The sequence below is a fragment of the Acinetobacter sp. NIPH 298 genome (assembly GCF_000369505.1).
Lineage (GTDB): Bacteria > Pseudomonadota > Gammaproteobacteria > Pseudomonadales > Moraxellaceae > Acinetobacter.
In genome coordinates this window covers 105,146-131,170 of record NZ_KB850053.1, presented here as the reverse complement: position 1 = coordinate 131,170, position 26,025 = coordinate 105,146, and the positions used below count along the sequence as shown (strand labels likewise).

General features: G+C 41.5%; 39 protein-coding genes and 1 pseudogene. 37 read left to right on the top strand and 3 right to left on the bottom strand.

Features of this window, described 5'->3' with window-relative positions:
* Nucleotides 1-11: 11 nt before the first annotated feature.
* On the bottom strand, nt 12-1,205 hold the full coding sequence (locus F903_RS00565) for a PLP-dependent transferase (RefSeq protein WP_005193704.1): 1,194 nt from the start codon (nt 1,203-1,205) through the stop codon (nt 12-14).
* Nucleotides 1,206-1,373: 168 nt separating this feature from the next.
* Between F903_RS00565 and F903_RS00560 the strand changes: the two genes are divergently transcribed.
* From F903_RS00560 to rplQ, 29 genes and pseudogenes are all read left to right on the top strand, one after another.
* Nucleotides 1,374-2,102, top strand: a complete 729-nt coding sequence (locus F903_RS00560) for a type 1 glutamine amidotransferase (RefSeq protein WP_005193703.1) — start codon at nt 1,374-1,376, stop codon at nt 2,100-2,102.
* A 227-nt stretch (nt 2,103-2,329) separates the two neighbouring features.
* Complete coding sequence (gene rpsJ, locus F903_RS00555) at nt 2,330-2,641, top strand: 30S ribosomal protein S10 (protein ID WP_000070912.1); 312 nt, start codon at nt 2,330-2,332, stop codon at nt 2,639-2,641.
* Between the two features lie 57 nt (nt 2,642-2,698).
* The gene (gene rplC, locus F903_RS00550; protein ID WP_004673009.1) at nt 2,699-3,337 is read left to right on the top strand and encodes a 50S ribosomal protein L3; all 639 of its coding nucleotides are present in this window, start codon (nt 2,699-2,701) and stop codon (nt 3,335-3,337) included.
* Between the two features lie 11 nt (nt 3,338-3,348).
* The gene (gene rplD, locus F903_RS00545; protein ID WP_004673007.1) at nt 3,349-3,951 is read left to right on the top strand and encodes a 50S ribosomal protein L4; all 603 of its coding nucleotides are present in this window, start codon (nt 3,349-3,351) and stop codon (nt 3,949-3,951) included.
* The gene (gene rplW / locus F903_RS00540; protein WP_004673004.1) at nt 3,948-4,268 is read left to right on the top strand and encodes a 50S ribosomal protein L23; all 321 of its coding nucleotides are present in this window, start codon (nt 3,948-3,950) and stop codon (nt 4,266-4,268) included. The genes rplD and rplW overlap by 4 nt, the downstream gene beginning before the upstream one ends.
* 11 nt (nt 4,269-4,279) lie before the next feature.
* Entirely contained in the window at nt 4,280-5,104 is an 825-nt protein-coding gene (gene rplB, locus F903_RS00535) for a 50S ribosomal protein L2 (protein ID WP_004673002.1), read from the top strand.
* A gap of 12 nt (nt 5,105-5,116) precedes the next feature.
* On the top strand, nt 5,117-5,392 hold the full coding sequence (gene rpsS / locus F903_RS00530) for a 30S ribosomal protein S19 (RefSeq protein WP_004673001.1): 276 nt from the start codon (nt 5,117-5,119) through the stop codon (nt 5,390-5,392).
* 11 nt (nt 5,393-5,403) lie between these two features.
* Nucleotides 5,404-5,733, top strand: a complete 330-nt coding sequence (rplV, locus tag F903_RS00525) for a 50S ribosomal protein L22 (RefSeq protein ID WP_004672999.1) — start codon at nt 5,404-5,406, stop codon at nt 5,731-5,733.
* A gap of 1 nt (nt 5,734) precedes the next feature.
* Nucleotides 5,735-6,551, top strand: a pseudogene (gene rpsC, locus F903_RS00520) (30S ribosomal protein S3).
* Nucleotides 6,491-6,904, top strand: a complete 414-nt coding sequence (rplP, locus tag F903_RS00515) for a 50S ribosomal protein L16 (protein WP_004672996.1) — start codon at nt 6,491-6,493, stop codon at nt 6,902-6,904. Before rpsC ends, rplP begins: the two are co-directional and overlap by 61 nt.
* Nucleotides 6,904-7,101 (top strand): 50S ribosomal protein L29, encoded by a 198-nt coding sequence (rpmC, locus tag F903_RS00510; RefSeq protein ID WP_000849927.1) that lies wholly within the window; start codon nt 6,904-6,906, stop codon nt 7,099-7,101. The genes rplP and rpmC overlap by 1 nt, the downstream gene beginning before the upstream one ends.
* Nucleotides 7,098-7,355, top strand: a complete 258-nt coding sequence (gene rpsQ, locus F903_RS00505) for a 30S ribosomal protein S17 (protein WP_004672995.1) — start codon at nt 7,098-7,100, stop codon at nt 7,353-7,355. The genes rpmC and rpsQ overlap by 4 nt, the downstream gene beginning before the upstream one ends.
* A gap of 92 nt (nt 7,356-7,447) precedes the next feature.
* On the top strand, nt 7,448-7,816 hold the full coding sequence (gene rplN / locus F903_RS00500; protein WP_004657680.1) for a 50S ribosomal protein L14: 369 nt from the start codon (nt 7,448-7,450) through the stop codon (nt 7,814-7,816).
* Nucleotides 7,817-7,825: 9 nt separating this feature from the next.
* Nucleotides 7,826-8,143 (top strand): 50S ribosomal protein L24, encoded by a 318-nt coding sequence (gene rplX / locus F903_RS00495; protein WP_004672994.1) that lies wholly within the window; start codon nt 7,826-7,828, stop codon nt 8,141-8,143.
* A gap of 15 nt (nt 8,144-8,158) precedes the next feature.
* Entirely contained in the window at nt 8,159-8,695 is a 537-nt protein-coding gene (gene rplE / locus F903_RS00490) for a 50S ribosomal protein L5 (protein WP_004672992.1), read from the top strand.
* Between the two features lie 9 nt (nt 8,696-8,704).
* The gene (gene rpsN, locus F903_RS00485; protein WP_004672990.1) at nt 8,705-9,010 is read left to right on the top strand and encodes a 30S ribosomal protein S14; all 306 of its coding nucleotides are present in this window, start codon (nt 8,705-8,707) and stop codon (nt 9,008-9,010) included.
* 11 nt (nt 9,011-9,021) lie between these two features.
* Nucleotides 9,022-9,417 carry a 30S ribosomal protein S8 gene (gene rpsH, locus F903_RS00480; RefSeq protein WP_004672989.1) on the top strand — a complete coding sequence of 132 codons (396 nt, stop codon included), beginning with the start codon at nt 9,022-9,024 and terminating at the stop codon, nt 9,415-9,417.
* A gap of 13 nt (nt 9,418-9,430) precedes the next feature.
* On the top strand, nt 9,431-9,964 hold the full coding sequence (rplF, locus tag F903_RS00475; RefSeq protein ID WP_004672987.1) for a 50S ribosomal protein L6: 534 nt from the start codon (nt 9,431-9,433) through the stop codon (nt 9,962-9,964).
* A gap of 14 nt (nt 9,965-9,978) precedes the next feature.
* Nucleotides 9,979-10,329, top strand: coding sequence for a 50S ribosomal protein L18 (gene rplR, locus F903_RS00470; protein WP_004660364.1), 351 nt, complete (start codon nt 9,979-9,981; stop codon nt 10,327-10,329).
* A gap of 2 nt (nt 10,330-10,331) precedes the next feature.
* A complete protein-coding gene (rpsE, locus tag F903_RS00465) occupies nt 10,332-10,829 on the top strand; it encodes a 30S ribosomal protein S5 (RefSeq protein WP_001141025.1) in 498 nt (165 codons plus the stop codon).
* Between the two features lie 6 nt (nt 10,830-10,835).
* Entirely contained in the window at nt 10,836-11,012 is a 177-nt protein-coding gene (gene rpmD, locus F903_RS00460) for a 50S ribosomal protein L30 (protein WP_003653652.1), read from the top strand.
* Between the two features lie 3 nt (nt 11,013-11,015).
* Entirely contained in the window at nt 11,016-11,456 is a 441-nt protein-coding gene (rplO, locus tag F903_RS00455) for a 50S ribosomal protein L15 (RefSeq protein ID WP_004672986.1), read from the top strand.
* A gap of 45 nt (nt 11,457-11,501) precedes the next feature.
* The gene (gene secY, locus F903_RS00450) at nt 11,502-12,821 is read left to right on the top strand and encodes a preprotein translocase subunit SecY (RefSeq protein WP_171065189.1); all 1,320 of its coding nucleotides are present in this window, start codon (nt 11,502-11,504) and stop codon (nt 12,819-12,821) included.
* Between the two features lie 20 nt (nt 12,822-12,841).
* Nucleotides 12,842-12,958 (top strand): 50S ribosomal protein L36, encoded by a 117-nt coding sequence (gene rpmJ, locus F903_RS00445; RefSeq protein ID WP_000867907.1) that lies wholly within the window; start codon nt 12,842-12,844, stop codon nt 12,956-12,958.
* A gap of 107 nt (nt 12,959-13,065) precedes the next feature.
* A complete protein-coding gene (rpsM, locus tag F903_RS00440; protein ID WP_004672984.1) occupies nt 13,066-13,422 on the top strand; it encodes a 30S ribosomal protein S13 in 357 nt (118 codons plus the stop codon).
* 19 nt (nt 13,423-13,441) lie between these two features.
* Nucleotides 13,442-13,828, top strand: a complete 387-nt coding sequence (rpsK, locus tag F903_RS00435) for a 30S ribosomal protein S11 (protein ID WP_001040166.1) — start codon at nt 13,442-13,444, stop codon at nt 13,826-13,828.
* 12 nt (nt 13,829-13,840) lie between these two features.
* Complete coding sequence (rpsD, locus tag F903_RS00430) at nt 13,841-14,467, top strand: 30S ribosomal protein S4 (RefSeq protein WP_004672983.1); 627 nt, start codon at nt 13,841-13,843, stop codon at nt 14,465-14,467.
* An 18-nt stretch (nt 14,468-14,485) separates the two neighbouring features.
* A complete protein-coding gene (locus tag F903_RS00425; protein WP_004672981.1) occupies nt 14,486-15,493 on the top strand; it encodes a DNA-directed RNA polymerase subunit alpha in 1,008 nt (335 codons plus the stop codon).
* An 18-nt stretch (nt 15,494-15,511) separates the two neighbouring features.
* Entirely contained in the window at nt 15,512-15,877 is a 366-nt protein-coding gene (gene rplQ, locus F903_RS00420; RefSeq protein ID WP_004672979.1) for a 50S ribosomal protein L17, read from the top strand.
* Nucleotides 15,878-16,052: 175 nt separating this feature from the next.
* On the opposite strand, the gene F903_RS00415 is transcribed toward rplQ, so the two are convergent.
* Complete coding sequence (locus F903_RS00415; RefSeq protein WP_228128673.1) at nt 16,053-16,487, bottom strand: hypothetical protein; 435 nt, start codon at nt 16,485-16,487, stop codon at nt 16,053-16,055.
* A gap of 426 nt (nt 16,488-16,913) precedes the next feature.
* On the opposite strand from F903_RS00415, the gene F903_RS00410 reads away from it, so the two are divergent.
* Nucleotides 16,914-18,404: a flavin-containing monooxygenase gene (locus F903_RS00410; RefSeq protein ID WP_005193681.1), complete on the top strand. Its 1,491-nt coding sequence runs from the start codon at nt 16,914-16,916 to the stop codon at nt 18,402-18,404.
* Between the two features lie 136 nt (nt 18,405-18,540).
* Nucleotides 18,541-19,041 (top strand): DUF2059 domain-containing protein, encoded by a 501-nt coding sequence (locus F903_RS00405; protein ID WP_005193679.1) that lies wholly within the window; start codon nt 18,541-18,543, stop codon nt 19,039-19,041.
* A gap of 52 nt (nt 19,042-19,093) precedes the next feature.
* Here the strand turns inward: F903_RS00405 and F903_RS00400 are convergent, their stop codons facing one another.
* On the bottom strand, nt 19,094-20,266 hold the full coding sequence (locus tag F903_RS00400) for an acyl-CoA dehydrogenase family protein (RefSeq protein ID WP_004672975.1): 1,173 nt from the start codon (nt 20,264-20,266) through the stop codon (nt 19,094-19,096).
* A 189-nt stretch (nt 20,267-20,455) separates the two neighbouring features.
* Here F903_RS00400 and F903_RS00395 point away from each other — a divergent pair, with 189 nt between their 5' ends.
* The 6 genes from F903_RS00395 to F903_RS00370 all read left to right on the top strand — a co-directional run bounded on the left by F903_RS00395 (nt 20,456) and on the right by F903_RS00370 (nt 26,010).
* Nucleotides 20,456-20,713 (top strand): FAD assembly factor SdhE, encoded by a 258-nt coding sequence (locus tag F903_RS00395; protein WP_005193677.1) that lies wholly within the window; start codon nt 20,456-20,458, stop codon nt 20,711-20,713.
* A complete protein-coding gene (locus F903_RS00390; protein ID WP_034594612.1) occupies nt 20,700-21,095 on the top strand; it encodes a hypothetical protein in 396 nt (131 codons plus the stop codon). The genes F903_RS00395 and F903_RS00390 overlap by 14 nt, the downstream gene beginning before the upstream one ends.
* Nucleotides 21,096-21,305: 210 nt before the next feature.
* A complete protein-coding gene (locus F903_RS00385) occupies nt 21,306-21,512 on the top strand; it encodes a hypothetical protein (RefSeq protein ID WP_171063509.1) in 207 nt (68 codons plus the stop codon).
* Between the two features lie 358 nt (nt 21,513-21,870).
* The gene (locus F903_RS00380) at nt 21,871-22,914 is read left to right on the top strand and encodes a hypothetical protein (RefSeq protein ID WP_005193674.1); all 1,044 of its coding nucleotides are present in this window, start codon (nt 21,871-21,873) and stop codon (nt 22,912-22,914) included.
* A gap of 124 nt (nt 22,915-23,038) precedes the next feature.
* A complete protein-coding gene (gene rrtA / locus F903_RS00375; protein WP_005193673.1) occupies nt 23,039-23,611 on the top strand; it encodes a rhombosortase in 573 nt (190 codons plus the stop codon).
* Between the two features lie 188 nt (nt 23,612-23,799).
* A complete protein-coding gene (locus tag F903_RS00370; RefSeq protein WP_005193671.1) occupies nt 23,800-26,010 on the top strand; it encodes a TRAP transporter large permease subunit in 2,211 nt (736 codons plus the stop codon).
* Nucleotides 26,011-26,025 lie beyond the last annotated feature (15 nt).

Genomic DNA, 26,025 nt, shown 5'->3' with positions numbered 1-26,025 from the left:
TATTCTTCGTGTTATTCCAGTTGTTTTAGTGCATTTTGAATATCTTGGATCAAATCTTCGGGATGTTCTAGTCCTATACAGAAGCGAACCAATAAACCTTGTTGTAAATGTGTATTTTCAAGTGTGCGCATTTGTTTTAAGTCGTATAGCATGACTAAGCTAATAGGCCCACCCCAACTAAAACCTAGTTTGAAAAGGTCTAAGCTATCGCAAAACTTTCGAACGGCTGCAAGGTCATATTCAGGTTTAAAGATCACGCTGACTAAACCAGCGCTTTTGCCTGTGTTACACACGTCCTTCCAGAAGCAATGACCCGCTGAATCGGGGTTGCTTGGATGCAGTACTTGGCTGAATTGAGGTTGGTGTTTTAACCATTCGAGTAGCTTATTTGCATTTTGTGCTTGTTGTTCATAACGTAAAGACATGTGTGCCAAGCTACGCTGGATTTGTGCGGTGTCATCACCAGAAACAGAGATGCCTTGTATCGCATGCATACGGAACAGTTTGTGGTGTAACGCTTGATCACGTGTTACGACCGAGCCCATGAGTATGTCACCGCCGCCGCTTGGATATTTAGTCAATGCATGAACGGTGATATCCACTGAAAGATGTTCATCTGAAAAATCAAAGGCATTAAAGGCAAGTCCAGCACCCCATGTGTTATCTAGCGCTGTTAGCACATTCGCTTGTTGAGCCTTTTTGACTAGGTGCTTTAAGTCTGGAAACTCAAGAGTGATCGAGCCAGCAGCTTCTAACCAAATCAGTTTGGCTTTATCTGTAGGTTGAAAGCTGTCCGCATCAATTGGATTGTAAATCTTAACGGTGATGCCATAACGATCTTGTAGATTGTTTAAATGTTCTAAATTAGGGCCATAAATATTATCGGCGACCCAGACTTCATCACCTGCGTTTAATACTGCACTATTCACTAAATTAATCGCAGATAAACCACTTGGTGCAAGTAGGCAATAACTACCGCCTTCGATTTGAGCGATATTGTCTGCCAGAGTGAATGTGGTTGGAGTGCCATGAGTGCCGTAACTATAGTCATAAGCATCGGTCCAGTGGCGATCAAAAAGGTGCGCTGTGGATTGAAAAATAATGGTGGATGCACGAAATAGGGGAGGTTGAACCGTCTCAATGTATTGAGGGGCTTGGCGTGGTGCATGAACGAGGTCAGTTTGTCTATTTTTATGTGTAGTCATGGGGCAAAATCAAAGCGATATAATGAATTAGGTTAAGAGAAAATAAGCAAAGCTGCTAGTGATTTGCATGTTTTGTACAGAATCGGTACAGATAGAATACTCTGACTTAGAACTGGCTTTATTTTTGCTAAGAATTATTATCATTCTAACTAAAATAGGTTTTAGCGCATGAAGTCGCATTTAAGAGTGCATTATTTTCAGCACATCGCAGGTGAAGGTTATGGAAGTTGCTACGATTACTTAAAGGCAAATCAAGCAAAAATTACCGCAACTGAATTTTTCGCCTTACCCGTTGATTTACCACTCGAATTGGAAGCATTGCCAAGGGTGGATGAGGTCGATCTACTCATCATTATGGGTGGAACGATGAGCGTCAATGATGAGGTGAATTATCCTTGGTTGAAGCTAGAAAAAAGGTGGTTGCGTCGTTATCTGGCAGCAGGTAAGCCAGCGATTGGTTTGTGTTTGGGTGGTCAGTTGATCGCAAATGCGTTGGGTGCGGCAGTAAGTCGAAATCCTCATCAGGAATTGGGCTGGATGGATGTCGGCAGAGCGACGCATATCCCAGAAAATTGTTTTCAAATTCCTGAGAAAATTAACATTATGCAATGGCATAGTGAGACTTTTGAAATACCACGCGGTGGTGTGCATTTGGCTGAAAATAGCGTGTGTCGCAATCAGATGTACCAGATTGGGCGCAATGTGCTTGGTTTTCAATTTCATCCTGAAATTACGCCGCATGCTTTACATCTTTTGATCGAGAATGAGGAGGATGCGGCTGTGTTTAATGGTGAGTACGTACAACCGATATCTGAGCTAAAAAGAACTCTGAAAAGCAAATTTGAGCAAGGAAATCGTTTGCTTAATCAAGCAATAGACTACGTAGTGAGCGCATAAGACAGGTTAAAATCTAAAAATAAAAAAGAAGAATTGCATAAGACTTAAACAATCGCTATAATGAGCGTCCCTCAATAGGAGGGCGTTTACTGCGAGTAAAGTAGTAAATGCATGACAGTCGTGGCATCGATCACGACCATAGTGATTTTCACTGCCCTTGACACTTACCTAAAAGGTGAGGTGCGTCATGGGTGATTCTTTATATATTTGGCTTGGAGTTTACTGGTATGTCTAACCAGAGAATTCGTATCCGTTTGAAGTCTTTTGATCATCGTTTGATTGATCAATCTGCTCAAGAGATCGTAGAAACCGCTAAGCGTACTGGCGCACAAGTGTGTGGTCCAATTCCGATGCCAACGCGCATCGAACGCTTCAACGTTCTTACTTCACCACACGTCAACAAAGACGCACGTGATCAGTATGAAATCCGCACATACAAACGTTTGATCGATATCGTTCAACCAACAGATAAAACTGTTGATGCATTGATGAAGTTAGATCTTGCTGCTGGTGTAGATGTTCAGATCGCTTTGGGTTAAGGCTTTCGGTTGATTAACGTTAAGTTAATTAGGCCGCTTTTTTAGAGGTTTATGCACATGGCTATTGGTTTAGTCGGTCGCAAATGTGGTATGACTCGCATCTTTACTGATGCTGGTGTATCTGTACCTGTTACAGTTATCGAAGTCGATCCAAACCGCATTACGCAAATCAAAACACTTGAAACTGATGGTTATCAAGCAATTCAAGTAACTACTGGTGAACGTCGCGAATCGCGCGTAACTAACGCTCAGAAAGGTCACTTCGCGAAAGCGGGTGTTGCTGCTGGTCGTTTGGTTAAAGAGTTCCGTGTTACTGAAGCTGAGCTTGACGGTCGTGAAGTTGGTGGTTCTATCGGTGTTGACATGTTTACAGTTGGTCAAGTAGTTGACGTAACTGGTCAATCAAAAGGTAAGGGCTTCCAAGGTGGTGTTAAGCGTTGGAACTTCCGTACGCAAGATGCTACTCATGGTAACTCGTTATCTCACCGTGTTTTAGGTTCTACAGGTCAAAACCAGACACCTGGTCGCGTGTTCAAAGGCAAGAAAATGGCCGGTCACTTAGGTGATGAACGCGTAACAGTTCAAGGTCTTGAGATTGTATCTATTGACGCTGAACGTTCTGTTTTAGTTGTTAAGGGTGCTATTCCTGGTTCAACTGGCGGTGACGTTATCGTGCGTCCTACCATCAAGGCCTGAGGGGAAATACTGTGAATTTAAAAACTGTTTCCGGCTCTGCTGTTGAATTGTCTGAAGTTGCTTTCGGACGTGAATTTAACGAAGCTCTTGTACACCAAGTTGTTACAGCTTATTTAGCTGGTGGTCGTCAAGGTACTCGTGCTCACAAATCACGTGCAGATGTTTCTGGCGGTGGTAAAAAACCATTCCGTCAAAAAGGTACTGGTCGCGCTCGTGCGGGTTCTATTCGTAGCCCAATCTGGGTAGGTGGTGGTAAAACTTTTGCTGCTCGCCCACAAGATTGGTCTCAAAAAGTAAACCGTAAGATGTATCGCGGCGCAATGCAATGTATCTTAGCTGAACTTGTTCGCCAAGATCGCCTTGTGTTAGTTGAAGAGTTTGCTGTTGCAGCTCCAAAAACTAAAGAATTGCTTGCTAAACTTAACGACTTGAATGCAACTCGTGCATTGATCATTACAGATGCTGTAGATGAGAACTTGTATCTTGCAGCGCGCAACCTTCCACACGTAGATGTGGTAGATGCAACTGCGATTGATCCTGTTAGCTTGATCGCATTTGATAAGGTTGTAATGTCTGTAGCTGCTGCTAAGAAAATTGAGGTAGAACTCGGATGAACAACGAACGTATCTATCAAGTCCTTCAAGGACCAGTATTCTCAGAAAAAGCACAAGTTTTAGGTGATACTGCTGGTGTTCAAGTGTTCAAAGTTGCGCTTAATGCCAACAAACTTGAAATCAAAAAAGCAGTTGAGCAACTCTTTGGTGTTGAGGTTGTTAAAGTAAACACAACAATCACTAAAGGTAAAACAAAACGCTTTGGTAAAACATTAGGACGTCGTTCTGATGTGAAAAAAGCATACGTCACCCTGAAAGCTGGCCAAGATGTTGAAATGGCTGACTTGGGCGATACCGCTGAAAACGCAGCGGAATAAGGACGAGAATTATGCCAATTCAAAAATGTAAGCCAACGTCTCCAGGACGTCGCTTTGTAGAGAAAGTGGTTCATAGCCATCTCCACAAAGGTGCACCTTATGCGCCGTTGGTTGAAGCAAAAAAACGTACTGGTGGTCGTAATAATAATGGTCACATCACTACACGTCATGTAGGTGGTGGTCATAAACAAAACTATCGTATTGTTGACTTTAAACGTAATAAAGATGGTATTCCTGCGACTGTAGAGCGTATTGAATACGATCCTAACCGTACAGCTCATATTGCTTTAGTTCTATATGCTGATGGTGAACGTCGTTATATCATTGCGCCAAAAGGCCTACGTGCTGGTGATAAAGTTCAATCTGGTAACGATGCTCCAATTCGTCCAGGTAACTGCTTGCCGCTTCGTAATATGCCAATCGGTTCTACCTTGCACAACCTTGAACTTAAAATCGGTAAAGGTGCTCAATTAGCACGTTCTGCTGGTACTTCAGTTCAGTTGTTGGGTCGTGATGGTTCTTACGCTATTGTTCGTTTACGTTCAGGTGAAATGCGCAAAGTCCATGTTGAATGTCGTGCTGTAATTGGTGAAGTTTCTAACCAAGAAAGCAACCTTCGTTCATTGGGTAAAGCTGGTGCTTCACGCTGGCGTGGTATTCGTCCTACCGTTCGTGGTATGGCGATGAACCCGGTTGACCATCCACACGGTGGTGGTGAAGGACGTAGTAAAGGTATTCAGCCTGTAAGTCCATGGGGTCAAAAAGCTAAAGGGTACAAGACACGTACCAATAAGCGTACGACTAAGATGATTATTCGCGACCGTCGCGTCAAGTAAGGAATCTGAATAATGCCTCGTTCATTAAAAAAAGGTCCATTCGTCGACGCACATTTGTTCGCTAAAGTTGAAGCTGCTATTGCTGCTAACAACCGTAAGCCGATCAAAACTTGGTCACGTCGTTCAATGATCCTACCAGACTTTGTTGGTTTAACAATTTCTGTTCACAATGGTCGTAACCATGTTCCAGTAATTATTTCTGAGCATATGGTTGGTCATAAACTCGGTGAATTCGCGCCAACTCGTACCTATCGTGGTCACGGTGTTGATAAGAAGTCTAAACGTTAATAGGTGCTATGATGGAAGTAACTGCAAAATTACGCGGTGCCGCTATCTCGGCACAGAAAGCACGTTTAGTTGCTGATTTGATCCGTGGTAAATCGATCGCGCGCGCGCTAGATATTCTAAATTTCAGCAACAAGAAAGCGGCTGTGCTTGTTAAAAAAGCACTTGAATCTGCGATCGCGAATGCTGAACACAATAACAGCTTAGATGTTGATGACCTTAAAGTAACTACGATTTACGTTGATGAAGGTGTAAGCCTTAAGCGTATCATGCCACGTGCTAAAGGCCGTGCAGATCGTATTACTAAGCGTACTTGTCACATCACCGTTAAGGTAGGGGTTTGATATGGGTCAGAAGGTTCATCCAATCGGTATCCGCCTGGGTGTTGTGAAACGCCATAACGCTAACTGGTATGCGAGTCCGAAACAATACGCTGAATATTTACTTAAAGATCTTCAAGTTCGTGAGTTTTTAAATAAAAAACTTAAGAATGCGATGATTAGTAATATTCTTATCGAACGTCCTACTGGCGCTGCTAAAGTAACTATTAGCACTGCTCGTCCAGGTATCGTAATCGGTAAAAAAGGCGAAGATATCGAGAAATTACAGCGCGAACTCACCACTATTATGGGTGTTCCAGCTCAAGTAAGCATCAATGAAATTGATCGCCCAGACTTGGACGCGCGTTTAGTTGCTGAAGCAATTGCTTCACAATTAGAGAAGCGTGTGATGTTCCGTCGTGCTATGAAGCGTGCGGTACAAAACACAATGCGTGCTGGCGCTAAAGGTATCAAAGTTGAAGTTTCTGGTCGTTTAGGTGGTGCAGAGATTGCTCGTACTGAATGGTATCGTGAAGGTCGTGTACCTTTGCATACACTTCGTGCAGACATCGACTACGCAACTGTACGTGCTGAAACAACTTACGGTACGATTGGTGTTAAAGTTTGGATTTTCCGTGGCGAGATCTTAGGTGGCATGAAACAAGTCATGAACCCTGCTCCTGCTGAAGATCGTCCAGCTAAACGTGGTCGTGGTCGTGGTGAAGGTCAAGAGCGTCGTGGTCGTCGCGGTGACCGTGCTGCTGACAAGGGAGAATAATCCATGTTGCAACCTAAACGTACCAAATTCCGTAAAGTGCACAAAGGCCGTAATACTGGTCTAGCGCATCGTGGTAGTACAGTATCATTTGGTTCGATCGCAATTAAAGCAACTGAACGTGGTCGTATGACTGCGCGTCAAATTGAAGCTGCGCGTCGTACCATTAGCCGTCGTATTAAACGTGGTGGTAAAATCTTCATCCGTGTATTCCCGGACAAACCAATTACTGAAAAACCATTAGAAGTTCGTATGGGTAAAGGTAAGGGTAGTGTGGAATACTGGGTTTGTCAGATTCAACCAGGTAAGATCCTGTACGAAATTGAAGGTGTTAGCGAAGAGTTAGCGCGCGAAGCATTTGCTTTGGCTGCAGCTAAACTTCCGTTTAAAACCACTATCGTGACTCGGACGGTAATGTAATGAAAACTAAAGATCTACGTGAAAAATCGGTAGAAGAGTTGAAAGCTTTGCTTGATGAGCAACAGCTTAACCAATTCCGTCTTCGTATGGCGAAAGCAACTGGTCAATTGGGTAAATCGCACGAAGTGCAAATTGCTCGTAAAACTATTGCTCGTATCAAGACACTCCTTACCGAAAAACAGGGGAACGGACAATGAATGAAAAAACAGTCCGCACGTTAACCGGCAAAGTCGTAAGCGACAAAATGGACAAGTCTATTGTTGTGCTTATTGAACGCCGCGTTCAACACCCGTTGTATGGCAAATCAATCCGCCGTTCAACTAAATTACACGCTCATGATGAGAACAACGTTGCTAAAACTGGCGACCTAGTGACCATTAAAGAAAGCCGCCCAATTTCTAAAACTAAAGCTTGGGCTTTAGTGGAAGTCGTTGAAGCAGCTGCTGAGTAATTAGACGTTCTTGTTGCATCATCGGGCGATTTCGAGTACTCTTTGAGCCTTTCGAAATTGTGACCGGTGATGCTCGGTTTTGGAGTAGGGCAATGATTCAAACCGAAAGTATGCTCGACGTAGCAGACAACAGTGGTGCACGCCGCGTACAATGTATCAAAGTACTAGGTGGTTCACATCGTCGTTATGCTTCTGTTGGCGACATTATTAAAGTTACTGTAAAAGAAGCAATTCCACGCGCACGTGTTAAAAAAGGTGACGTAATGAATGCTGTAGTTGTTCGTACAAAGTTCGGCATTCGTCGTCCAGATGGATCTGTGATCCGTTTTGATGATAACGCTGCTGTTATTTTGAACAACAATAAAGCTCCGATTGCTACTCGTATCTTCGGACCGGTGACTCGTGAACTTCGTACTGAACAGTTCATGAAAATCATTTCATTGGCTCCTGAAGTTCTATAAGAGGCAATCATGGCTAAGATTAAAAAAGGCGATCAAGTAATTGTGATCGCAGGTAAAGAGAAAGGCAAACAAGGTATCGTTTTGTCTGTTTCTGAAGATCGAGTTAAGGTTGAAGGCCTTAACTTAGTGAAGAAGCATCAGAAGCCAAACCGTGTAACTGGCGCCGAAGGCGGTATTGTTACTCAGGAAGCTTCGCTTCATATTTCAAACGTGGCAGTTTTTAATGCTACAACCCAAAAGGCTGACCGTGTTGGTTACCAAGTGATTGATGGCGCGAAAACTCGTGTATTCAAATCAAATGGTGAATCAGTGGCGACAGCGAAGTAATAGGTTGAAAAGGCAATGGCCAGACTTAAAGCACGTTACAATGACGAACTTAAAGCAAAGTTACTAGAAGAACTTGGCATTAAGAATGTGATGGAAATTCCTCGCATCACAAAAATCACCCTTAACATGGGTGTAGGCGCAGCTGCAACTGATAAGAAATTATTAGATGGTGCTGTTGCTGATATGCAACTCATTGCTGGTCAAAAACCAGTTGTGACGCTTGCTCGTAAATCGATTGCTGGTTTCAAAATCCGTGATGGTTGGCCAATTGGTTGTAAAGTTACTTTACGTGGCGACCAAATGTACGAATTCTTGGATCGTTTGATCTCTATCGCAATCCCTCGTATCCGTGACTTCCGTGGTTTCTCAGCGAAATCATTTGATGGTCGTGGTAACTACTCTATGGGTTTAAAAGAGCAAATCGTTTTCCCTGAAATCGATTTTGACAAAATTGATCGTATCCGTGGTTTAGACATCACGATTACGACCACTGCTCGTAGCGATGACGAAGGCCGTGCGCTTATGCGTGCATTCGGCTTCCCGTTCAAATAAGAGGTCGATATGGCTAAGAAAGGTATGATTAATCGCGAATTGAAACGCGAACAGACAGTTGCTAAATACGCTGCAAAACGTGCTGAATTAAAAGCAACGATTGCAAATGTAAATGCAAGTGAGGAAGAACGTTTCAATGCGATGTTAAAGTTACAGGCATTGCCACGTAATGCATCTCCAGTGCGTCTTCGTAACCGCTGTGGTTTAACTGGTCGTCCTCATGGTTACTTCCGTAAGTTCGGTTTAGGCCGTAACAAATTACGTGAAACAGTAATGCAAGGTGATGTACCGGGCGTTGTTAAGGCAAGCTGGTAAGGAGCGACTAAATGAGTATGCAAGATACCGTTGCCGACATGCTAACCCGTGTTCGTAACGCACAAATGGCAAAGAAACAAACTGTTTCTATGCCTTCTTCTAAGTTGAAGGTTGCTATTGCAAACGTACTTCAACAAGAAGGTTATATTTCAAATGTAGAAGTTGCTCAAGAAGAGATTAAATCTACTTTGACAATTACGTTAAAATATTTCGAAGGCAAACCAGTTATCGAAACGGTTAAACGTGTAAGCCGTCCAGGCCTACGCCAATACCGTGGTAAAGATAAACTACCGAGCGTTAAGCAAGGTTTGGGTATTGCAATTGTTTCTACAAGCAAAGGCATCATGACTGATCGCGCTGCACGTGCTGCAGGCGTTGGTGGTGAAGTTATTGCTTTTGTTTCTTAATAGGTGATTCCTCATGTCTCGTGTGGCTAAAGCCCCAGTAACTGTGCCGAATGGTGTAACAGTTACTCAGAACGGCCGGCAGGTCGAAGTGAAAGGCAGCAAAGGTACATTGTCTTTCAACCTGCATGCGCTGGTCGAGCTAAAACAGGAAGAAGGTAATCTTCAACTTGCTCCGGCTAAAGAGTCGAAAGACGCTTGGATGCAAGCTGGTACTGCTCGCGCTGTATTGAACAACCTTGTAAAAGGTGTTAGTGAAGGCTTCGAACGTAAGTTACAGCTTGTTGGTGTTGGTTATAAAGCTGCGGTTAAAGGTACTGTTGTAAACCTTAACCTTGGTTACTCACACCCGATTGACTACGCTTTACCTGAAGGTGTAACAGCGGAAACTCCAACTGCAACTGAAATCGTATTGAAATCAGCAAACAAGCAGTTGTTAGGTCAAGTGGCGGCGGAAATCCGTGCATACCGTTCTCCTGAACCATATAAAGGTAAAGGTGTTCGTTATTCGGATGAAGTTATTCTTCGTAAAGAAGCTAAGAAGAAATAAGGCGCGAGGTTCTTATGAACGAAAAGAAACAAACCCGTTTGCGTCGTGCGAAAAGCACACGCTTGCACATTCGTGCATTGGGTGCGACTCGTTTGTGTGTAAACCGCACTCCGCGTCACATCTATGCTCAAGTTATTTCAGCAGATGGTGGAAAAGTTTTAGCGCAAGCTTCAACTTTGGATGCATCTTTGCGTAGTGGTGCGACTGGTAATATCGATGCAGCAACTAAGGTTGGTGCTTTAATCGCAGAACGTGCTAAAGCAGCTGGCGTTACTAAAGTTGCATTTGACCGTTCTGGTTTTAAATATCATGGTCGTATCAAAGCCTTGGCTGATGCTGCTCGTGAAGGCGGCTTGGAGTTCTAATCATGGCGAAAGTTGAACAAAACGAAGGTCTCGTTGAAAAGCTGGTTGCCGTTGATCGTGTAGCCAAAGTTGTTAAGGGTGGTCGTATCTTCTCTTTCACAGCATTAACTGTTGTGGGTGATGGTAATGGGCGCGTAGGTTTTGGTCGTGGTAAAGCACGTGAAGTTCCAGCTGCTATCTCTAAAGCACTTGAAGCTGCTCGTCGCAACATGATTACTGTAGACCTTGCGGGGACTACTTTACAGCACCCTGTGAATGCTCGTCATGGTGCAAGCCGTGTATACATGCAGCCTGCTTCTGAAGGTACTGGCGTAATTGCTGGTGGCGCGATGCGTGCTGTTCTTGAAGCTGCTGGTGTACATAACGTACTTGCTAAATGTTACGGTTCTACTAATGCTGCTAACGTAGTAAACGCGACTTTCAAAGGTTTGCGTGATATGACTTCTCCTGAGAAAGTCGCTGCGAAACGTGGTAAATCAGTAGAAGAAATTCAAGGGTAATCAATCATGAAAACGATTAAAGTTACCCAGACTAAATCTTCTTCGCATCGTTTAAAAAATCATAAACTTTGCCTACAGGGTTTAGGTCTGCGTCGTATTGGTCATACTGTAGAAGTGCAAGATACGCCTTCTAACCGTGGTATGGTCAACAAAGTTTACTATATGGTTAGTGTAGAGGAATAAGCCATGACTCTGCGTTTAAATGAACTTGCACCAGCAGAAGGTGCTAAGCGTGACAACCGTCGTTTAGGCCGTGGTATTGGTTCAGGCGTTGGTAAGACTGGTGGCCGTGGTGTCAAAGGTCAAAAATCACGTAAAAGCGGTGGTACTCGTCCAGGCTTTGAAGGTGGTCAAACAGCACTTTATCGTCGTTTGCCAAAATTCGGCTTCACTAGCCAAATTGCTTTGAAAACTGCTGAAGTACGTTTGTCTGAGTTGAATAAAGTGGAAGGTGATGTAGTTAGCCTTGAAACTTTAAAAGCTGCGAATGTAGTTCGTCGTGACCAAATTCGTGCTCGCATCGTGCTTTCAGGTGAAATCACTCGCGCGTTCACTGTACAAGGTGTTACGTTGACTAAAGGCGCTAAAGCTGCTGTTGAAGCAGCTGGCGGTAAGGTCGAGGAGTAATCTCGAGTGTCTATGACTCCTAGTTCTTCAGGTCATGTTAACATGATGAAAGGCCAACCGTTTCATGTGAAATACCGTGAAATTATTCGTCGATTAATGTTCTTGATTGGCGCGTTGTTGGTCTTTCGACTAGGAGCGCATATTCCGTTGCCAGGCATTGACAGTGTGGCACTAGCGAGCTTTTTTAAGGCTAATGAAGGTACCTTCTTAGGCTTATTTAATATGTTCTCTGGTGGCGCATTGGAGCGCATGTCAATTTTAGCGTTAGGGATTATGCCGTACATTTCTGCATCGATTATTGTGCAGTTGATGTCTACGGTGGTTCCTTCGTTAGAAGCTTTGAAAAAAGAAGGCGAGCAAGGCAAACGTAAAATCAATCAATACACGCGTTACGGCACCTTATTTCTTGCACTCGTGCAGGGTATAGGGATGTGTGCTGGTTTGATTAGTCAGGGTATTACTTTGACATCAGGCTTGGCATTCTATGTTCCAGCAGTGACTTCGCTTGTTGCAGGAACAATGTTTTTGATGTGGTTGGGAGAACAGATTACCGAACGTGGTGTTGGTAATGGTATCTCAATGATCATTTTTGCAGGTATTGTGGCTGGTTTGCCAAATCTTGTAATTCAGTCGTTCTCGTCTGTTCAGAATGGTCAAGGTAGTTTAATCGGATTAGCTGTCTTCGGTTTATTATCGTTAGCAGTTCTCGCTGCGATTGTGTTTATTGAAAAAGCACAACGTCGTATTCCAGTGAACTATGCTCAAAAACAGCAAGGTCGTCGGGTATTTGCTGCACAGCAAACGCATTTGCCATTAAAAATTAATATGGCGGGTGTTATTCCAGCGATTTTCGCAAGCTCACTGTTATTATTTCCAGCGAGTTTGGGGCAATGGTTAGGGAGTGCTGATCCAAATGCAGGGATTGTAAAACGTAGTCTGCAAGACTTGGCATTGGTGTTATCGCCTGGACAGCCGTTGTATTTGATGCTCTTTGGCGGGTTAATTATTTTCTTCTGTTATTTCTATACGGCACTCGTTTTTAGTCCGAAAGAAGTTTCAGAGAATCTAAAACGTAGCGGAGCATATGTGCCTGGTATCCGTCCAGGTGAGCAAACGGCTCGTTATTTAGATCATATTCTTAACCGTTTGACGTTTATTGGTGCAATTTACATTACCGTGGTGTGTTTAATGCCAATGGTTCTGCAAAGTTCGTTTGGTATTCCATTCCATTTGGGTGGGACATCATTGTTGATTGTTGTTGTCGTAGTCATGGATTTCATGGCACAACTTCAAGCACACCTTACTTCGCATCAATATGACAATCAAACGTTAATGAGAAAAACGACTGCTCATCCGAAGGGATAAGCGCACTTAGAGGTTTCATCATGAAAGTACAAGCTTCTGTAAAGAAAATTTGTGGTAGCTGTAAAGTTATCCGTCGTAATGGGGTTATTCGCGTAATTTGTAGCGCAGAACCTCGTCATAAGCAGCGTCAAGGTTAATTTAATTAAGACCTGTTGATTTCAGTAGGCTAATTAGGTTATTATCCGCCCCTCAAGATTTTTGTGGGGCGGTTGATTATCTCTGCTGCCTTTTTGGAGAAAAGTGAATGGCTCGTATTGCCGGTGTAAACATTCCGGATAACAAGCATGCTGTTATCTCCCTCACGTATATTTTTGGTGTCGGCCGCCATACAGCTAAGAATATCTTAGCTGCTGTTGGTATTGCTGGAACTACAAAAATCCGTGAGTTGGACGATGCACAGCTTGATGCGATTCGTGCAGAAGTTGCTAAGGTTCCAACCGAAGGTGATTTACGTCGCGAAATTTCCATGAACATTAAACGTTTAATGGATTTAGGCTGCTACCGTGGTCTTCGTCATCGTCGCAGCTTGCCTGTCCGTGGTCAACGCACCAAAACTAACGCACGTACCCGTAAAGGTCCGCGCAAACCGATTAAAAAGTAAGATTTCTGGAAGCTAAAAGATGGCTAAAGATACTCGCACACGCAAGAAGGTCACTCGTACCGTCTCTGAAGGTGTTGCACACATTCACGCTTCTTTTAATAACACCATTGTAACGATTACCGATCGTCAAGGTAATGCATTGGCTTGGGCTACCTCTGGTGGACAAGGCTTCCGTGGTTCACGTAAATCAACTCCGTTTGCTGCTCAGGTAGCTGCTGAAGTTGCTGGTAAAGCAGCTTTGGATTACGGTTTGAAAAACCTAGACGTCCTTGTAAAAGGTCCTGGTCCAGGTCGTGAGTCTGCGGTTCGTGCATTAGGCGCAGTGGGTTATAAAATTAACAGCATTACCGATGTGACGCCAATTCCTCACAACGGTTGCCGTCCACCTAAAAAACGTCGCGTGTAAGGAGAAACATTCATGGCTCGTTATATTGGTCCAAAATGCAAACTCTCTCGCCGCGAAGGGACAGACCTGCAACTTAAATCAGGCGTTAAACCGTTTGATGTTAAAACCAAAAAGCACAATAAAGCACCTGGTCAACATGGTGCGGCTCGTGGTGGTAAGCAATCTGAGTATTCACTACAATTACGTGAAAAACAAAAAGTACGTCGTATGTACGGTGTGTTAGAACGTCAATTTAGTAATTACTATAAAGAAGCTGCTCGTGTGAAAGGCGCAACAGGTGAAAACTTGTTGAAATTGCTCGAAAGCCGTCTTGATAACGTTGTTTATCGCATGGGTTTTGGTTCTACACGTTCAGAAGCTCGTCAGTTAGTCAGTCACCGTTCTATTACTTTAAATGGTCGTCGTGTAAACATTGCGTCTATTCAAGTAAAAGCTGGTGATGTAATTGCGGTACATGAAGGTGCTAAACAACAATTGCGTATCAAAAATGCAATTGAATTAGCTGCTCAACGTGGTACACCTGCTTGGATGGAAATTGATCATTCTAAGTTGGAAGGTACGTTCAAAGCTGCACCAGATCGTTCTGATTTACCTGCTGAAATCAACGAAAGCTTGATTGTAGAATTGTATTCTAAATAATCCTTGAGGTAGCAATAAATGACGCGTACTGCAAACGAGTTTCTAACTCCGCAAGCGATCAAGGTCGAAGCGGTGAGCGGGACCTCGGCAAAAGTGATTCTGGAACCTTTAGAGCGTGGCTTTGGTCATACTCTAGGTAATGCTTTACGTCGCATTCTATTGTCTTCTCTGCCTGGCGCTGCTGTGGTAGAGGTAGAAATAGAAGGCGTCGAGCACGAGTACAGTACTTTAGAAGGCTTGCAGCAGGACATCGTCGAGCTCTTGCTGAACCTAAAAGGATTGTCTATTAAGCTGTTCGATCAAAACGAAGCATATTTGACATTAGAGAAACAAGGTGCAGGTGACGTAACAGCAGCTGACCTTCGTTTACCTCATAATGTTGAAGTGGTTAACCCTGATCATTTAATTGGTACTTTGAGTTCTTCTGGTTCATTAAAAATGCGCCTTAAAGTTTCTCAAGGTCGTGGTTATGAAACATCTGACTCTCGTTTCCCTGAAGGCGAAACACGTCCTGTAGGTCGTTTACAGTTAGATGCTTCTTATAGCCCGATTAAGCGCGTGTCTTACACAGTTGAAAATGCTCGTGTAGAACAACGTACTGATCTTGATAAGCTAGTGATCGATCTTGAAACTAATGGTACTGTTGATCCAGAAGAAGCAATCCGCAAAGCGGCGACAATCTTGCAACAACAAATTGCAATTTTTGTTGATCTTCAGAAAGATCAAACACCTGTGGCTCAAGAACCTCGCGAAGAAGTTGACCCAATCTTGCTTCGTCCAGTAGATGATCTCGAGCTAACTGTTCGTTCTGCTAACTGTTTGAAGGCAGAAAATATTTACTACATTGGTGATCTTGTTCAACGTACTGAAGTTGAGTTGTTAAAAACTCCAAACTTAGGTAAAAAATCGTTAACTGAGATCAAAGATGTTTTGGCATCGAAAGGTTTACAACTCGGCATGCGTTTAGAGAACTGGCCACCAGCTAGTCTCCGTATGGATGACCGTTTTGCCTATCGTAGCCGTTAATTAAGTAGGACTATCACCATGCGTCATCGTAATAGTGGTGTGAAATTAGGCCGTACAAGCAGCCACCGTAAGGCGTTGTTCCAAAATTTAACAAATGCTTTAGTTGAGCACGAGTTAATTAAAACAACTTTGCCTAAGGCGAAAGAACTTCGCCGCGTTGCTGAGCCTTTAATCACTTTGGCTAAAAACGATACAGTAGCAAACCGTCGTTTAGCGTTTGCTCGTACTCGCTCTGCAGCAACTGTTGGTAAATTATTTACCATTCTTGGCCCTCGTTACAAAGAACGTAACGGCGGTTATCTTCGTGTTCTTAAAGCGGGCTTCCGTGCAGGTGATGCTGCACCGATGGCTTACGTTGAACTCGTTGACCGTGAAGTAAAATAATACTTCTACGTGTAGAACAGTTGTTCAAAAAAGGTTGGCGAAAGCCAACCTTTTTTATTGTGTATTTTAAAAATTGAAATATCTCAGCCCTTTTCAATAAAAAATTAATGTAATAACTATTTTTTAATATTTATGAAATAGGTTTTGTATAGATAAACCTTAAATGAAGAGCATTTTACTTTTTCAATGGTCCAGAAATCCAATATCCATGATTAGAACAAGTCTTTGGAATTATAGGCGTAACATTTGTTGGTTCTAGATCGTGTAAACCACCACTCAAGGTTATTTGGTCACCAATAAATATAGACTTACCTGTAAAACCCTCAATGATAGTAATTTTTCCATCAAAAGAGTTTTCTAATTTACTATCATGATGCCAAATGATTAAAGGACCTGAATCATTCCCTAATCGAATACAGCCATTTTTATCTACATATAATGAAGAATGAACAGATGAAAGCATTGAAATATTATTTCTGCTTTTATTTATGATTAATACCGGTGTCGTAAAAGACTTTATGGGAGCTTGATTTATACACCCTGAAAATAATATGCTCAAAAGTAGAAAAATAGATAAATTCTGTATTTTCAAATGGTTATATGTAGTCATTGAACTCTAAACGGTAGTTTAAATTATCTAAAATTAATGTAATACAGTTTATACGAAATCTTTGATGTGTTACATGAAGCATCAAAAAAACTTGTTGTAAAAAGTTCTAGAGTTCAATGCGCTAGAATGCCTTTTAAGCGCTTTATATTGTATGGCGTTTTTGATTTGATCAGTATTACACTTTTCTTTTCATCTAAGTTCAAACTAACTAGCTAAAGCATCTAGATAGGAGTGGTGTATAGCTAAGCTAACTCTTGATTGGCTAAAACAGACACCCAGTCGGAAAATTCGAGGTGTATGAGCTCCAATTTTTCTGCAAATTGTCCCGAACTGATATAAAAAAACCGATGAATGACTAAACTTGACATTGTGTATTGTCAAATTTGTGCTTTAATAAACTCATGGTTTCTACTAGGTATAAAAAAAATGGAAAAGCAAGTTGATGTTCTAATTATTGGTGCAGGAATCTCTGGGATTGGTTCTGCTGTGCATATCTCTAAAAACTGTCCACAACGTAGTTTTGAAATCTTAGAGCGTCGTGAAAGTTTTGGTGGAACTTGGGATTTATTCCGTTATCCAGGGATTCGCTCTGACTCTGATATGTCAACTTTTGGTTTTAATTTTAAGCCATGGGCGAAAGAAAAAGTTTTGGCAAGTGGTCCAGAAATCAAGGGTTACCTCGCTGAAGTTATTAACGAATTTAAGTTAAAAGAAAAAATTCATTTTGGTCATCGTGTCCTTTCTGCAAACTATGATTCTGCTAAGAAAAAATGGTTGGTTGAAATAGAAGACAGCAACAAGAAAAAACAAACTTGGTCAGCAAATTTTGTAATGGGTTGTACTGGCTACTACAATTATGATCAAGGTTATGCACCAACATTTCCTCATCAAGAAGATTTTAAAGGTCAATTGATCCATCCACAGCATTGGCCAGAAAATTTAGATTATAAAGGTAAGAAGGTTGTTATCATCGGTAGTGGTGCAACAGCTATTACTCTCGTTCCTTCAATGGTGAAAGGTGGAGCAGGGCATGTTACGATGTTACAGCGCTCACCATCTTATATTGCAAGCATTCCTTCGATTGACTTTATTTATGAAAAGACCCGTAAATTTATGTCAGAAGAAACTGCATATAAATTTACGCGCGCACGTAATATCGGGATGCAACGTGCAATTTATGCACTTGCACTTAAACATCCGAAAACAGTACGTCGTTTATTGTTGAAAGGTATTGAATTACAGCTTAAGGGTAAAGTAGATATGAAACACTTTACACCTAGCTACAATCCTTGGGATCAACGTTTATGTGTTGTACCTGATGGTGATTTGTTCAAAGCACTGCGTGAAGGTCAAGCCAGTGTTGAAACGGATCAAATTGAGAAGTTCACTACGAATGGCGTATTATTGAAGTCTGGTAAGCACTTGGAAGCTGATATTGTCATTTCTGCAACAGGTTTAGAAATTCAGATTCTAGGTGGTGTGAAAGGTTCGATAGATGGTAAGCCAATGAATACCTCTCATCATATGCTGTATCAAGGTGTGATGGTCAGTGATGTTCCGAATATGGCGATGATCATTGGTTATATCAATGCATCTTGGACTTTAAAAGTAGATGTTGCTGCTGACTACATTTGTCGCTTGCTCAATCACATGGACCAGAATGGCTTTGATGAAGTCATTGCCTTGGGTAACCAAGCTGATTTGATGGAAGATACTGTAATGGGGAGTTTGTCATCAGGTTATATCGCCCGTGCTGCTGATGTAATGCCTAAACAAGGTCGTCGTGCCCCTTGGAAAGTAACCAACAACTACCTTGCTGACCGTAAAGAATTGAAAAATGCGAAATTTAATGATGGCGTTTTACAATTTAGTAAACGTGACGAGCAAGCAGATCGTAAACCAAAATTAGTGTCATAATGGTTTAATTGAAGTAAAAAAGCCCTATGCAAATGCATAGGGCTTTTTGTTTAAATGTTGAATGGATATTCTTTAAATAATTTAAATATCGAGTATATTGAGCACATTAAAAAAATTGATCAGCAAGGAAAGTGTGATGAAGCAAATACTAATTTTGGGGACTTTATTATTGAGTACTTTTTCTTTTGCAAGTGATGTCAAACAAAAAGAAGTGATTGCGCAAAAGTTAGTGTCTATAGATGGAACGGAGCAAGGCCTACAAAGTACCGACAAGATGATTTTAGAGCAAATCCGTCTGCGTTTGCCGAAAGATATACCAGAAAGCTTTTATGTGGATTTAGTTAAAAACTTAAATAGTGAGCAAAGAAAGCAATTTATTGTTCAGCGCTATGTCGAAACGTTTAGTCAAAAAGAATTACAAGCGGCATTAACTTTTTATCAATCTACTGAAGGAAAAGTTTGGGCAAAAAAAGCAAGTGAGGTGGGGAGTGAGGTTGCACATTTTACCACACAACATGCACGAACTGCTTTGAACACGACCATGCAGCAGCATATTGAAAATCCGACGGTAAAACAATTAATGGCACGGATGAATCCTACATCTAGTCAGCATTCTGATAAGGTTGAGCCAAAGTAAATGAAAAAGGAATAGTGCTGATGCACTATTCCTTTTTTGGCGTCGATTCGGATTACAAGGTACGTGAAATAAGTTCTTTCATGATTTCATTGGTACCCGCATAGATACGGTTGGCACGGTTGTCGATATAAGCACGTGCAATTGGATATTCCAGCATATAGCCATAACCGCCATGTAATTGTAAGCATTCATCTACAACTTTTGAGAACATGTCAGAGATTTTGTATTTAGCTGCTGCTGCTGCATCCACTCCTAAGTTTTCTTCTAGCTGTAATTCCATGCAACGATCTAGGTAGGTACGACAGAAATCAATTTCAGTTCGTAACTCTGCCAGTTTAAAACGAGTGTTTTGAAACGTACTAATCGCTTTGCCAAATGCTTTACGGTCTTTGGTGTATTGCACTGTATGAGCAAAGGCAGCTTCAGCACCTGCTTGGCAAATGATCGCAACCAGCATACGTTCCCACGCAAGCTCTTTCATCAGCATCATGAAGCCCATACCTTCCATGCCAAGAAGATTTTCTTTGGGTACACGCACATCATCAAAGAACAATTCACAGGTATCTTGACCTTTCATGCCGATTTTATTCAAAGGTTTACCTTTGCTAAAACCTGCACGGTCTGCTTCAACAATAATCAGAGATAAGTTGGCTGAACCTTTTTCATTGTTGCCTGTTTTACAGACGACAATAGCCATGTCACAAAGATAGCCGTTGGTAATAAAAATTTTAGAGCCATTAATCACATATTCATCGCCATCAAGCACGGCTGTGGTGCGAACGGCTTGTAAATCTGAACCTGTTCCTGGTTCTGTCATCGCAATCGCTGTAACGGCTTCCCCTGTTGCCATTTTCGGTAGCCATTGTTGTTTTTGCGCGTCATTGCCAAAGTTATTGATATAGTTGGCAACGATATCTGAATGCAAAGAGAACCCTGTGCTTGAGTCCATTGCATAAGCTTGCTCTTCAATCAGAATCATGCTGTACAGTCGATCTACACCTGAGCCACCATATTCTTCAGGCATGGTGGTGCAGAGTAAGCCAAGTTCACCTGCTTTATTCCACAAATCACGATCGACGTGTTGTTGTTGCTCATATTTTTCAATATTTGGAACAACTTCTTTTTCATAAAACTTACGGACGGTTTCGCGAAATGCTTCGTGATCGGAAGTAAATAGTTTACGCGGTAACATATTTGGAATTGGACGAATAGCACCTGATTGCATTTGTTATTTTTTCCCTAGTCTATTGGATTTAAAAATCATCCTGATCACGATACAAGAAATCGAAAATATTGAACAATGTGATCAATGCTCAATTTGATTGATGTATTTGGTCACTTGAGAAAAATCTCTGCGAACTTTATGGGACGATCGAGTACACTATGGGGAAATTGTTGCGTAGTGGAACAAAGCATGTCTGAAGAAATGACACTGGAAGAACGTAAGGTAATCTATCGTGCACGTCGGGGATTAAAAGAAATCGACGTGTATTTTGACCCTTATGTTAAAAATTACTATCTCAGTGCAGATGTCGCGGAAAAAGCATTATTTGCAGAGTTGGTCGATCAAGAAGATCCTGATTTGCTAGATTGGTTTATGGAGGTAGGTGAGCCACCTCGTACGGAGTTGAAGGACTTTATTTTGAAATTAAAACAATATGTACATGGCTAACCGTGTTTTTGAGTTGCAATACAGTCGCTTTGCTATTGTTTTGCAACTCTTTATTTTTATTATCATTATATGTTTATTATATCGATTGCTCTCTATACCGTTATGGTTGCTCAGCATTGTTATCATGGTGGTTGCTTGGTTTGTATTTCAAAAAAAACCTCAAATACAACGCTTTGAATATTTAGACGGTCAAGAATGGTCTTTTTGTTTCCGTCATTTGCCTCACTCGATTCAACATAGAAAAATCCGACAGATTATTGATCACCAATGCTATATCGTGATCTATTTTTATGATCCTTTGCATCATCCATGTATCATTTGGTGGGATCAATTGTCAGTTTCACAGTGGAAAAACCTGAAAATACTGGCAAAACTTGCTTGATTGTTAGACAACTCTATGGTTGTGTGTTTTAAATAAAATAATACTATTCAATATCTTATATGGTTTTATCACTTGTGTGTTCTAAATTGTTAGATTAAATACTCTAAAATATCCTGAAAATTATGATTGTCCGACAATATGGCGATCAAGTTGGATGCGTTTTGGTTAAAGTACAAACACCAACGTAAAGTATGGTGGAGGTCCAAAATGATGGAAATTCCAACATGGTCGTTTCTGGTGATTGCAGTCATTTTTGCAATTGTAGTAGGAAGAGCAGGAACTTTACTCAGGGAACTTCTTGAGTCACATCAATCTAAGATTGGAGTGAACAAGAGAAAGAGATTGAAAGTGTCATCAATATATCATACTCCCATGAACATTGATGATGAGCGCCAATCTAGTGTCTATCAAAAGTAGACACACAAAGTGTAGGAGGTCTCTATGGAGATTTCAATGTGGATGTTTCTAGTAATTGCAATCGTTATGGCGATTGTTGTAGGAAGAGCTGGAACGTTACTTAAGGATTATTTTCAACAAAACTAAAATGTAAAAAGTTTCACGATTTTACCAGTTAATAAGTAGCATGTGCTGAACCGTCGCAATGCTACTTTTTTTTGCCTGAAATTCCTGTATTCCCAAATATCTGTCAATTCATTGTTCTGTGAAGTGTGTCAAGATATCTATGTCAAAATTAGAGCAATTACTCTTTAACTCGAGTATGGCATCTGATAAGGTACGATTAAAAGGAAAATAAATTAATTAGAGGACAGGAAGTATGTCTAGACTGCATAAAGTTGGACAGGGCGTGGCGGTTGCGTTTTTAACAACATCAATGTTAACAGGGTGTTCGTATGTGATTAAAACTGGGGCAAATGTTGCTCTAGGTTTTGGTGAAAGACATATTGTACCGCCAATTTTAGCAATGGATGATGCTGAAATGGTGTGTAACTCAGGGAATGCTTTAACGCCGGCTGTGATGTCGACCAAAGAGATGGGGGCTGATCCAACGCGGATGGCGGTATTGTTGTATACAGCATCTGGTGTTTGTGCTGAAAATCAAGCATTGGAAGCAGAACTACGTTATTTGCGAGCGGCAAAAGCAGGACAAATTACTGAAGCACAAGATGCGCGTATTGAACAAAAACGTTGGGCAGCGATTGCTGCTCAACGTCAATATACCAGTTATCAGCTTTTCGCAAACCGCTGGGAAACGAAATATAAATATAAATTAGGTGATTCCTGCCCAACTATGCGTAATGATCTAGATCAAACGGTGTACTTGCTAGGGATGGTGAATGGCTTACAAGCAATGACCAATGATATTAATTCTGGTGGCTCAGTCAATGTACCTAAAGATATCGCAGGGATTGTTGAGCGTGGCATGGCCTGTTTGGATAATGAAAAATATTGGGGTGCGCCAATGGCGACCCGTGCAGTGATTTGGACCTTATTACCTGGTGCTGGCGATGGAAAACCTGAACCTTATGCAACCATGAAAGAGTCAATGCAAATTGGTGAGAAAAAAGGTGTTCGTTTAGCGCATGCATTATATGCTGTTGCCGCTCAAGCAAGCGGTGATGATGCGAAAATGCGTGATGCGTTACGTTCTTATGCTGCTGCCTCAGGTGAAGATAAACCAGCAAATCCTCAATTTAGACTAGTTGACCAAATGGCTGGCTTGATGGTGCGTGGTATTGCAGACCGTTATTGGACTGAGAATACGGGTGTACGAGCAAGTGATGAGGGCTTATCTTCATTCTGGGATGAAGAAAAACAAAGTTCATCAGAATTAGATGCATTATTCGATGGTGATGAATAACGATCTGTTCCAGCAGAAAACCTGTTGAGTAACTTGAATTAAACGACCTTTTACAGTTCTCAGTGAACAAATTATTTATGATTTGTGCATCGTAAAAGGTCTGTTTTTGAAGAGGTGTAGATAAATGAAAGATCAAATATGGATACGGAAAGTCATTTTGATCGCTGTATGTATTTCAATATCAGCGAGCTTACAAGTCTTTGCTGATCATTTTATTTATTGGAAACCGAGTTTACTCACAGAGTTCTGGCGTTTATGGACGGCGCATTGGGTGCATGTTGGATGGATGCATTTTTTATTGAATATGTTGGCATTCGCATGTTTGCCGTTCATTTTCCCTCATGTACTTAATCGACATTTATGCGCATTGTTATTGATCCTACCGCCATTTATCAGCCTCATTTTTTATTTTTATTTGCCTTATATTGATGCTTATGCTGGATTGTCTGGTGTTCTGCATGGTTTATATACTGCGGTGAGTTTGGTGTATTTGCAGTATCCGAAAGAACGTAAGTTTGCCATATTGGTTTTGGTCTTGATTGCTGCAAAGTTACTTTGGGAAAATACCTTTGGACAAGCAGGCACAGCTCAGTTAATCGGTAGCCCCGTGTTAACGGAGGCACATTTGATTGGTGCGATTGGCGGTGTGTTAAGTGGTTTAGCTTATTTATCGATAAAAAGGAAAGGTAGAACGTAGGCAAATTGATAAAAACAACCTATAAAAAAGTGATTGTAGTCATTCTTTTTTGGAAAAGATTGCTGCAAATTTAAGCGGTTTAAAAGGGACTGGTGATTCTAAGGGTAAATTCATTTATCTATCAACCATGGATATCGCATGATTCAACATCTTTGGATGGATGTTGAAAACAATAAATTGGAATAGACATGCAAAATGATCAAGAGAAAAAGTCTGGATTAGGTCTGCTGAGTTATATCTGGACAGAGTGGATATCGACCTTTGTGGTTCTCGTCTTACTATTAATGACGCTCGTTATTGGTACTGGTGAGATGATTCATGGTCAGTTATTGCGTATGGGGGAGCGTTTATATGGCGATCCTAATACTGGTATGCAATATTCGTTTCTACGCGCTGAACCGACGAAGCCAACCTGTGATACTAATCCAAATATCGATGCGCAAGTTCAAGAGCAGATGAAGATCAATGCTGCGGATGAATTTGCCAGTATGTTTGGTGCTGCATCAGAATCGGATGTTCGTTCGTCATTGCTTGCTGCAAAGCAACAGTGTGAAGAAAAATATCAATTCTATGATAAAGCGATGGCACATATTGAGGCCAATCCAAGCGTCCGGACCTATCGAAATATCGAAACATCCTTTTTTGGTGTTTTTAAATTTGGTTCCGAGAATCGCGCTTTATTTTTAGTGATTATGGTTTTATTTGCTGCAATCAGTGCGACGATAAAATCACATCATATTGGTTTACGTAGTCCTGCGACTAAAATTGATTTCCGTATTTATAACACTGCGATGTTGTTGGGTAATGGTTTACTCACCTACTCAGTGTACAGCCAATATCATTCTGTCCTGAATTCTGGTGTTCCTTTCGCCTCAGGAATGAATATTATTTATTGGCTCTGGATGATTCTATTTGGAGTACTTACATTAATTAGTTTATTCCATTTAGTGAAGTCACCACCACCAACACGTGAAGGTGGAAATATTGGTTTAGCCTTCCTCAGTATCCCATTGTATGCATATATGGCGATTATTACGGGGATTGCATTCACCTTCTTTATGGATTATCCGATGGGGCAAGGGATCTACCTTGGTCAGTTGGTTGAATTCGCAAATATTTTCTTAAATCTTGCCTTGTTTATTTGGGCAGGTATGTTGCTTAAGCAAACACGTATTGTTGATTTATTCTTAAATATTTTACGTCCGTGGAACTTAGCACCTGAAACCTTAACTTGGCTTATTTTGATTGCTGCTGCATTACCAACAGCGTATACCGGTGCATCTGGTATCTTCGTTATTGCTGCGGGTGCGATCATTTATAAAGAAGTTTGGAACGCAGGTGGTCGTCGTCAGTTTGCATTAGCAGCAACTGCGCTCTCAGGCTCGCTTGGTGTTGTGTTACGTCCGTGTTTATTAATTGTGGTTGTGGCATCTTTAAACAAAGAGGTGACAACAGACCTACTTTATAAACATGGTATGTATGTCTTCTTATTGACATCAACCTTATTCTTGGTGATTGCATTATTCTTTGCTGAGCAGAAATTCCGTATTGCACCTCCAAAAATTGCATTACCGAAATCACTGCGTGCATTTGTTCCTGTAGCGCCGTATATCGTGATTTTTGTGCTGATTTGGTTGTTCTATAAGCATGCGTTATCAACTGAGTTAAATGAATTTACTGCACCTGTCATGATGCCAGTGATTCTATTGTTGATGGTATTGTTTGATAAGTTACGTAAAGAACCTGCACCACTTGCACCGGTTGGGCATTGGGACAGTACTTTAAATACCTATACAGCACCATCAGATGGTTCTCAACCAGTACCACCAGTGAATCCATCGGATGATCCACGTAATCCTGAACGTCGTGTTCCATTTGGCAAAGCATTACATACCTCAACGACAGAAACCGTTGGGCATATTGGTGCATTAGTTATTTTGATGGCGCTTTCGGTCAGTGTCGGTGGTTTCCTCGAACATATTGAGGTCATGGAAGCTTTCCCGCGTGACATCAGTAGTATGTTCGTGGTGATTTCCTTAGTTGTGGTGTTTATGGTCTTGGTCGGTATGATCATGGATCCGTTCGGTGCGGTCATTCTTATCTCCGCAACTGTTGCACCTGTGGCTTATCAGTATGGTATTGATCCTGTCCACTTCTGGATGATTGCTTTAACTGGCTTTGAGTTGGGTTATGTCACACCACCTGTTGCTTTAAACCATCTATTGGCACGACAAGCGATTGGTGATGATGAAGTCATGGCCGCTGATGCAGAAGTGAAGCATCTGTCGTTCTACTATCGCTATGAGCGCTGGATCTTACCGTTACTAGTGATGGTTCCTGCGATGTTAATTATTGCGTACGTACCGTATTACTTTAAGTTGTTCGGTTGGTATCAATAAGTAACTCATTAAAAA